The 1,784-nt window shown below is 65.2% G+C and carries 1 protein-coding gene; it reads right to left on the bottom strand.

Going from position 1 to position 1,784, the window contains the following annotated elements:
• Positions 1-31 precede the first annotated feature (31 nt).
• A complete protein-coding gene (locus ENZ75_RS30740; protein WP_245481312.1) occupies positions 32-1,759 on the bottom strand; it encodes an ABC transporter ATP-binding protein in 1,728 nt (575 codons plus the stop codon).
• Positions 1,760-1,784: the final 25 nt, after the last annotated feature.

The following is a 1,784-nucleotide window of genomic DNA, read 5'->3' as shown; positions in this document are numbered from 1 at the left end:
GGATAAGATCGCGGGCCGGCCCGGCGCCTTCTCAGTCGAGCGGTTCGTGCTGGTAAAGCTCGTCCATGCTGAGCGAGGCCAGGGCGCCGAAAGGGGCCTGCTTTTTCACGCGGCCGCCGCTCAGGATGACCACGTCGTCGCAGAACGAGATGGTGCTGTGGTGATGGCTGATGACGATGGTCGTGCGGCGGCCGGCTCTCGACTTCAGGGTCTCGACGATGGCCGCTTCCGACAGCCCGTCCACGGCATTGGTGGCCTCGTCCAGGATGAGGAGATCGGGATCGCGCACCAGGGCTCTCGCCAAGGCGATGCGCTGCCTCTGTCCCGCCGACAGATTGATGCCCCTGTAGCCAACCAGGGTCTCGTAGCCCTGAGGCAGCCTTTCGATGAATTCATGCGCTTCGGCCAGTCTTGCGGCGGCCTCGGCATCGCCGGCAGTCGCGGCATCCTGGCCGTAGGTTATGTTTTCGAAAATGCTGCCGTCGACCAGTTCCAGTTCCTGGCTGGCCAGGGCGATGTGCCGGCGCCACTGGCTGGCATCGATCCGGTCGAGCGGCGATCCATCGACGAGGATGTTGCCGGTGTCCGGTTCGACGAAGCGGCACAGGAGATTGACGATCGTCGTCTTGCCGGCGCCCGAGCGGCCGATCAGCGCCGTCGAGCGGCCACCGCGGATCTCGAATGTCGCCGCGTGCAGCACCACCTCGCGCCGGTCCGTGCCGGAGTAGGTGAATGTCACATCGTCGAACTTGATGCCCTGGCGCAGGCCGTGGAATGGCCCGTCCCCTTGCGGCGGTTGCGGCTTGCCTGTGGGATCCAGCAGCCAAGTCACCTCCTCAAGCGATCCGCTCAGGCCTTGCAGCTGGCTCCACGACCCCTGCAGGGCCCGCATATGCGGCTGCAGCCTGTAGAGCAGGATGACGAAGGCAATGATCAGCGGGAAACTCACCTGCGCCAGCCAGGCGCCGATCACCACCGCCAGGAACAGCATGGCGTGGAGAACCTCCGTCAGCGGCGGCAGCGCTCCCTGGCGCACGAGCAGCGCGAAGGAGGCGCGGCGAACCGCATCCGACGCCGTGTCGAACATCGCCTTTTCCCGGTTCTCCTGTCCGAAGATGCGGATCAGCCGTCCGGCATGCACAAGGTGAAGCATCTGCGAGGCGAGGTGGCCGTTGCGCGAGGCGACGCTGCGGCTTGGCTCCTTCAGATTGGCTGAGAGCATGGCGTGCGCGATCTGGACGAGCGCCAGTCCGAGCGTGACCAAAAGCGTCATGCGCCACGAAAGCAGCAGCAGGAAAGCCAGGAGGATGATGGCGGCCGATGCGCTGACGATGGCCGACAGCATGATCTGGATCGCATCGGAAGCCCGCCAGGATTCGTTGGAGATGATGTTGAGCAGGCGTCCGGGGCTCTGCCGCAGGAAGAACGGGTAGCCGACCCGCAACAGCTGCTCCGACAGGGCGCTGCGGATGGAATGGCTTGCCTTGCCGGAGATGAAGGTCGTCAGCAGCGTGTTGGCGAAGGCGAAGACGTTCTTCAGGATGATCGAGCCGAGGATGGCGGCCGAAATGACGATCAGCCGGTCGCGCTCGCTCAAGCCCGATCCGACGTGCTGGAGGACGGCGGAGAAGCCTGCCATTCCGGCGGCATCCCCGTGTCCCATGATGATGCCCAGCAACGGGATGATCAGGCCGATGCCGAACCCTTCGAGGACGGCGCTGACCAGGCCGAGAATCACCACCGCCGGAAGCAGGCGCAGTTGCCGCTTTCCGAACGCCCGGAAC

Origin of the sequence: Mesorhizobium sp. M7A.F.Ca.CA.002.04.1.1, assembly GCF_004022805.1 — a bacterium.
Taxonomy (GTDB): domain Bacteria; phylum Pseudomonadota; class Alphaproteobacteria; order Rhizobiales; family Rhizobiaceae; genus Mesorhizobium; species Mesorhizobium ciceri.
Note: the sequence above shows the minus strand (reverse complement) of the source record. Positions and strands in the feature narration are given on the sequence as shown.